Origin of the sequence: Pseudoalteromonas sp. SMS1 (genome assembly GCF_021530565.1) — a bacterium.
In the GTDB taxonomy this organism is placed as follows: domain Bacteria; phylum Pseudomonadota; class Gammaproteobacteria; order Enterobacterales; family Alteromonadaceae; genus Pseudoalteromonas.
The window spans coordinates 46,612-53,690 of sequence record NZ_JAKGBI010000028.1 but is presented as its reverse complement, the minus strand read 5'-3'; the positions used below and the strand labels follow the sequence as shown (position 1 = coordinate 53,690).

Below are 7,079 nucleotides of genomic sequence, written 5' to 3'. Positions count from 1 at the left end.
ACAGGCAGCGCGTGAAGAAGCCGAGCGGGTAGCCAAAGAACAGGCAGCGCGTGAAGAAGCTGAGCGTGTAGCCAAAGAACAGGCAGCGCGTGAAGAAGCTGAACGGGTAGCCAAAGAACAGGCAGCGCGTGAAGAAGCCGAGCGGGTAGCCAAAGAACAGGCAGCGCGTGAAGAAGCTGAGCGGGTAGCCAAAGAGCAGGCCGAGCGTGAGGAAGTCGAACGTGTAGCCAAAGAACAGGCAGCGCGTGAAGAAGCCGAGCGGGTAGCCAAAGAACAGGCAGCGCGTGAAGAAGCTGAGCGGTTAGCCAAAGAGCAAGCAGATCAAGATAAGCCGAAGAAAAAGGGTTTTTTTGCGCGTCTAAAGCAAGGGCTTTTAAAAACGAAAGAAAATATTGGGTCAGGCTTTGCTTCTATCTTCAAAGGTAAAAAAATTGATGATGAACTATTTGAAGAGCTAGAAACGCAATTGCTCACAGCTGATTTGGGTGTAGATACAACCATGAAGCTAATTGATAACTTGACTGATGCTGCGGATCGTAAGCAGCTAAAAGATGGTGATGCGCTTTATGAGTTGATGAAAAATGAAATGGCTGACATCCTCAAAGATGCTGAGCAGCCATTAGCAATCAATTCAGGTAAAAAACCATTTGTGATTTTAATGGTCGGTGTCAATGGTGTTGGTAAGACGACAACCATTGGTAAAATGGCAAAGCAATTTCAAGCGCAAGGCCAGTCCGTCATGCTAGCAGCAGGTGATACCTTCCGTGCGGCTGCGGTTGAACAGTTACAAGTATGGGGTGAGCGAAATGACATTCCGGTTGTCGCACAGCACACCGGCGCTGACAGTGCCTCTGTTGTATTCGATGCATTTCAGGCTGCGCAAGCAAGAAATGTAGATGTCCTAATTGCGGATACGGCTGGTCGACTTCAGAATAAAGATAACTTGATGCAGGAACTAGAAAAAATAGCACGAGTTATGAAGAAGCTTGATCCTGATGCGCCTCATGAAGTTATGCTTACGATTGATGCTGGTACGGGGCAAAATGCCATCAGCCAAGTTAAATTGTTTGACCAAGCGGTTGGACTAACGGGGATCACACTCACTAAGTTAGATGGAACTGCTAAAGGGGGGGTGATCTTTGCGGTTGCAGATCAATTTAAGATCCCTATCCGTTATATTGGTGTTGGTGAAGGCATTGATGATTTGAGAACGTTCAAGAGTCATGACTTTATCGAAGCGTTATTCAGCCAAGAAGACGAACATAAAAATTAATAATTAAGTAAAAGCGCCTTATTTTTAAAGGCGCTTTTTAGTTGGCAATTGCATCGGCATTTTTCGGGTTAGATATGATTAAATTTGATCAAGTAAGCAAAACTTATCCCGGCGGCCATATGGCCCTAGAGAAAGTGAGTTTTGAACTCGGTAGAGGGGAATTAGCATTTTTAACTGGACATAGTGGCGCAGGTAAAAGCACCCTGTTAAAGCTCATTAGCTTGATGGAAAGGCCTTCTGCGGGAAAAGTGTCGATTAATGATGTTGATCTTAATAGTATTTCAAATCGTCAAGTGCCATTTGTTCGGCGTGACATTGGTATTATATTTCAGAATCACCGCTTACTTGAGCGCTACAATGTTTTTGACAATGTTGCACTTCCCTTAGTAATTGAAGGTACCCACCGCAAACACATTACCAAGCGCGTAAACGCCGCACTCGATAAGGTCGGGCTATTAGATAAAGTAAAATGCCAGCCAAGTACATTATCTGGTGGTGAGCAGCAACGCGTGGGCATTGCCCGTGCCATTGTAAATTCTCCCCCGCTACTGTTAGCAGATGAGCCGACGGGTAACTTAGACCCTGAATTGTCGATGGAGATCCTATCGCTGTTTGAAGATTTTAATCGCCATGGCACTTCAGTACTTATCGCCACTCATGATTTGGGCCTTATTGCACGTATGAAGTATCGTAGTCTAACCCTTGAGCATGGCCGGATGCTTCAAGATCCACTTGCTATTGACCCTTTAAAAGATGACTTTCTAGGAGGGCATGCATGAGCTTGTTATTTAAAGGGCGTGGTAACCAAGCTGCCAGCCAAGAAAAGTCCGCTGTGCTAAAACTCTACTTCTTCGTATTGACCTTATTTCGCCATGGGGTTCACAGTTTAGGTGAAATGTGGCGTACGCCAATGGCGTCAATAATGACTATTTTGGTACTGGGGCTGAGTTTGACCTTGCCGACAACTCTTTTCGTTGTAGTAAAAAATGTTCAAAAGGTGAGTAGTGGTTTTCAAGAAGCGGCAGAAATCTCCCTGTTTGTTAAAGAGGAAATAAGTGAACAAGAAACGAAAACATTGGTTAAGCGTTTGGGGCTCTATCCAGAAGTGGAGTCCGTTAACTTTATTTCTCAAGCTCAAGCGCTAGATGAATTCAAACAAATTTCAGGGTTTGGGCAGGCTTTAGATTATCTGGAAGAAAACCCATTACCCAGTGTCGTGCTAGTTACACCGACAAAGCGCCATCGAGGTGCAGAAAGCGCTCAATTGCTACTTGAAAAGCTAGAAAGTGAGCGAGAGATAGAGTTTGGTAAACTTGATATAGAGTGGTTAGAGCGGCTCAATGCATTATTGGGGCTTTTAAAAGAAAGCGTATTCACCGTGGGTGTGCTGCTGCTCAGTGCAGTCGTGCTCATTATTGGTAATACAATTCGGTTGTCGATTATGGATAAGAAGGAAGAGATTCAGGTACTAAAACTAGTGGGTGCGACCAATACCTTTATTCATACACCATTTCTGTGGACTGGGATTTGGTATGGGATCGTTGGGGGGTTAGTCGCATTTATATGTGTAACCTTGATGTTATGGTGGCTAGAATCAGCCGTTTCCCTAGTTGTAGGCGTGTATCAAAGTAGCTTTGTATTAGAGGGGTTAAACTTATCTGAACTCATGTTTTTATTGTGGTTAGCTATTCTATTGGGCTTTATTGGCTCATACCTTTCTGTAAGAAAGTACATTCGCGAAATTGAACCGGAAAAAGTATAACCTGTCAGTTTTAGCAGGTCTTGTACCTTTTGAGGCCTGCATCATTATTCATCTTGCATTAAACCTGTCTGTATTATCATATAAAAATCAAAGAGTTATTTATTCTTTTTATCGGAATAATAAAAAGCTTGATTTTTGGTCTTAAAAAGTAGTAGATTGCATTTAGCACTCTAAGGGTTAGAGTGCTAAAATTAACTAAAGAATTTATCACTGAGGTGAAAAATGAGTAAAGACATATATGCAATGGCATTAACAGCTGGACAACAAAGCGCAAGCATTGAGGGATATTTGCAAGCTGTCAGTACGATTCCAATGCTAGACGCTGAAAAAGAGCATAAGCTTGCTACGCGCCTTCATGAAAATGGCGATCTTGATGCGGCTAAACAGCTTATTATGTCTCACCTCAGATTTGTTGCTCATATTGCAAAGAGTTACTCAGGCTACGGTTTGCCGCAAGCGGACTTAATCCAGGAGGGTAACATTGGCTTGATGAAGGCTGTCAAGCGGTTCAATCCGACTGTGGGCGTCAGATTAGTCTCTTTTGCTGTACATTGGATCAAAGCCGAGATCCACGAATACGTATTAAAAAATTGGCGTATTGTTAAAGTTGCGACAACCAAAGCACAGCGTAAATTATTTTTTAATCTACGTAAAAACAAAAAGCGCTTAGGTTGGTTCAATCAAGAAGAAGTCAGTACAGTTGCCACTGAGCTCGGTGTCAGTGAAAAAGAAGTGCGCGAGATGGAATCGCGTATGAGCGGTCAAGATATGGGCTTTGATTTAGGCGCTGATGATGATGATAGCAACACTAGCACTACCTTTTCACCCGTTCAGTATTTGACTGACACAAATAGTGATATAGCGGAAGTGATCGAAGAGGAACAGTGGCAAGAGCAGTCTCAAAACCGTCTACTTGCTGCGATGAAAACCCTGGATGAGCGCTCTCAAGATATCGTGGCTGCAAGGTGGTTAGCTGAAGATAAAGCGACGCTACAAGACTTAGCTGATAAATACAGTGTTTCTGCGGAGCGTGTTCGCCAGTTAGAAAAGTCAGCGATGAAAAAGCTACAAGCTGCTATGAGCTAAGTACTAAAAAAAGATTCAATAAATGCCGCTCCTTTTAGGGGCGGTTTTTTTTGTGTCATAAAAAATTGAGCTTACAAGTGTACGCTTATTTGATTATAATGCACTGTTCATGAAATAGGAGCTCTAAGATTGTTAGCTTTATTGCGCATTATGGCAATGGCCATATTTATTATTTTTAGTTGTATTTTTGGGTTAGCGCTGTGTATCGTGAGACCTTTCCATCGCAACAATGTACATATTATCGCCTCTTGGTTTGGTGCAATGGCGAAAGTGATTGGCGTAGAATTAGTGATTGAGAGAGCACCTGATGTGAGTGATGTTGGTCCAGCTTTGTATGTGGCTAACCATCAGAATAACTATGATTTGTTTACCTTACCTGCTGTAGTGCCTCAAAATACCGTAAGTATGGGGAAAAAAAGTCTAAAGTGGCTCCCTTTCTTCGGTCAGCTTTACTGGTTATCTGGTAATATTTTAATTGATAGGGCAAATCGCACAAAGGCGGTTGGCACGTTGGATAAAGCAGTACAAAAAATTAAACAGAATGGGCTGTCTCTGTGGATGTTCCCAGAAGGAACTCGTAGTTATGGACGCGGCTTGTTACCCTTTAAAACGGGTGCGTTTCACGCGGCGATGAGTGCACAAGTCCCAGTGATTCCAGTATGTATGAGCTCAACTCAAAACAAAATTAAGCTAAACCGCTGGGACAACGGAAAAGTCTATATATCTATGCTGGCGCCGATTAAGTTATCGAAGGACTGTTCCGCAAGAGAGCATGCAAATAACATTCATGCTAAAATGGCTGAAAAAATCGCACAATTAGATAAAGGTGAGTAAGGCTGATGGAAAATTGGCAAGAGATCAGTGAAGAGATTGTAGAGTCGTTACTTGAAGATGGCTCTAACCCTGAAAAGTTATACGAAGTTGAACACCACTTTGTGTGTGAAGACTTTGATAAACTAGAAGAAGCAGCACTGGCAGCATTTAAGCTAGGCTATGACGTTGAAGAGCCTGCAGAACTAGAGCTAGAAGATGGCGGCAAGATTTGGGGCTTTGATATTGTGGTTGAAGCTGAACTCAATGCTGAAGTCATTATGGAAGACGTGAACAAATTGGTTGCTGTGGCTGTGCAGGCTGGTGTTGAGTACGACGGTTGGGGCACGTACTTCCAAGATTAATCCCAGCGCATGTGTCAATACGCTAGAAAGAAACGGACTTCTCTCTCATAAAATCTAATCCTTTATCCCTATATTTTTAACATGTAGTAGACAATTTAGTCGTAACTATGCATATTATTGCGGTTTGAGTAAAAAAGCTTCTCTTAGGAACTATGCACGCGACAATCCCCATTAATGAACTTGTGCCAGGCATGTTTGTGGACAGTGTCCATAAGCTGAGATCTGATGCTGATCTAAAATTGAAGTCACGAGGGATGGTGCGTAATTCAGCGATCATTGCAAAGTTGGAGGCTGATGGTGTACTTGAATTAAATATTGATATCCAGCAGAGCCAAGTACCCGTACCGGCACATTATCTCCCGGATACGACGCCTGCTCGCTCAAGCACCGAACAAATCAAAGAGGGAGAAGGCGAAGCTGCGTTATCTCAAGTACCCACAAGTGTGCCCACCGCTGAAGTATTTGCTGCGGCTTTAAATCAATTTGAAGTACAAAATAAAAAACTACAGATTTTGTATGGCAATATATTGGGTGGTGAGGCTCTGCAGCTGCATTTAGTAAATGACATTAGCCAAGAAATAATTGCATCGGTCACTCAAAATAGCAATGTAATGGCCATTTTAACGCGCTTAAAAGACAAGCGTGGCTTTAACTGGCGTCATATGATCAACTGTACAATTTTAATGACTATCTTTGCTAAATACTTAGGGTTGAAGGCGCATGTTGTTACACAAATGGCCATGGCTGCAATGTTGCATGACATAGGTAAAAGTAAAGTCACGCAAAGTATTTTAGAGAAAGCAACACCATTTACCGAGCTTGAGAGACGCCATTGGCAAAAACATGTTGCGTACTCAGTCGCTATGGTTAAAGAAGAAAAAGGCATTACGCCCTTAATTATTGATATGATTGTTAATCATCATGAACGGCTAGATGGCAGTGGCTTTCCTAGAGGGTTGAACGCAGAAAAATTAAGTAAAGCAGCGAGGGTGATGGCAATCGTAGATGAATATGCGACTTTAACCGCCGCCCAGGGTAATGAAGAGCCTCTCGAGCCTGTTCATGCTTTGCGTATTCTGCTGGCGAATAAAGACAAGTTTGACGAAGTACTGGTACATAAGTTTATTCGGTGTATCGGGATCCATCCTGTTGGTACCATCGTTAAGTTGACCAATGACCGACTCGGACTGGTTATGGCCGGTAATAAGGAAAACCCAAAAGCGCCTATAGTGAGGGTATTCTACAATGCAAAGCACATGCATCATGTAACCATGAAAGATGTGGACCTAAATGACAGCGATGATATTAAAATCATTGCCAATGTGAAGCCTCTCGATTACCAGATTAATTTATCCCGTCTGTTACAAGAGAATCTGCTTGTTTAGCCTGCTTGCATCTTTTGAGCTTCTGAACTTTTGCTGAAAGTAAAGCGCCAGCAAGGCAACTTGACATCAAGACTATCCACATTAATGTACCTTTTTCGCTGTGAAGTGCAATACAGCAGCACGCCAATGCCGCAAGTGCTGCCATGATGGCACCAAGCCAATAATGATTGACTGGGTTGTCACATTGCCCAGCACGTTGGCAAGCACAATAATTCGCCTTACACAGGCAGTAAACACTGACTCCAGCAAATAGCAGCGCTGCCAATATCAACAACACTATCATAATCATCTCCCTCCAAGTAATGGCGAACAGTATAAGTGAAACTCTGAAATGGTTCAATGATATTGAGAATTAGTCTCATTTATATCTGGGTTGAGTTATTGCTCAATTACTGGTC

8 protein-coding genes are annotated in these 7,079 nt (G+C 42.8%); 7 read left to right on the top strand and 1 reads right to left on the bottom strand.

Annotation, left to right across the window (positions count from 1 at the left end; translation table 11 throughout):
• From ftsY to L1286_RS22170, 7 genes are all read left to right on the top strand, one after another.
• On the top strand, positions 1 to 1,273 hold a 1,273-nt coding region (gene ftsY / locus L1286_RS22200; protein WP_235409228.1), incomplete at its 5' end, for a signal recognition particle-docking protein FtsY.
• Positions 1,274 to 1,347: 74 nt separating this feature from the next.
• Positions 1,348 to 2,052, top strand: a complete 705-nt coding sequence (gene ftsE, locus L1286_RS22195; RefSeq protein WP_235409230.1) for a cell division ATP-binding protein FtsE — start codon at positions 1,348 to 1,350, stop codon at positions 2,050 to 2,052.
• On the top strand, positions 2,049 to 3,035 hold the full coding sequence (ftsX, locus tag L1286_RS22190; protein WP_235409227.1) for a permease-like cell division protein FtsX: 987 nt from the start codon (positions 2,049 to 2,051) through the stop codon (positions 3,033 to 3,035). The genes ftsE and ftsX overlap by 4 nt, the downstream gene beginning before the upstream one ends.
• Positions 3,036 to 3,257: 222 nt before the next feature.
• Entirely contained in the window at positions 3,258 to 4,121 is an 864-nt protein-coding gene (gene rpoH, locus L1286_RS22185) for an RNA polymerase sigma factor RpoH (RefSeq protein WP_235409226.1), read from the top strand.
• A gap of 156 nt (positions 4,122 to 4,277) precedes the next feature.
• Complete coding sequence (locus tag L1286_RS22180; RefSeq protein ID WP_442961766.1) at positions 4,278 to 4,955, top strand: 1-acylglycerol-3-phosphate O-acyltransferase; 678 nt, start codon at positions 4,278 to 4,280, stop codon at positions 4,953 to 4,955.
• A gap of 5 nt (positions 4,956 to 4,960) precedes the next feature.
• Entirely contained in the window at positions 4,961 to 5,296 is a 336-nt protein-coding gene (gene rraB, locus L1286_RS22175; RefSeq protein WP_235409224.1) for a ribonuclease E inhibitor RraB, read from the top strand.
• 152 nt (positions 5,297 to 5,448) lie between these two features.
• A complete protein-coding gene (locus L1286_RS22170) occupies positions 5,449 to 6,681 on the top strand; it encodes an HD-GYP domain-containing protein (RefSeq protein ID WP_235409223.1) in 1,233 nt (410 codons plus the stop codon).
• On the opposite strand, the gene L1286_RS22165 is transcribed toward L1286_RS22170, so the two are convergent.
• Entirely contained in the window at positions 6,641 to 6,964 is a 324-nt protein-coding gene (locus L1286_RS22165; RefSeq protein ID WP_235409222.1) for a hypothetical protein, read from the bottom strand. The genes L1286_RS22170 and L1286_RS22165 overlap by 41 nt on opposite strands.
• Between the last annotated feature and the right edge of the window lie 115 nt (positions 6,965 to 7,079).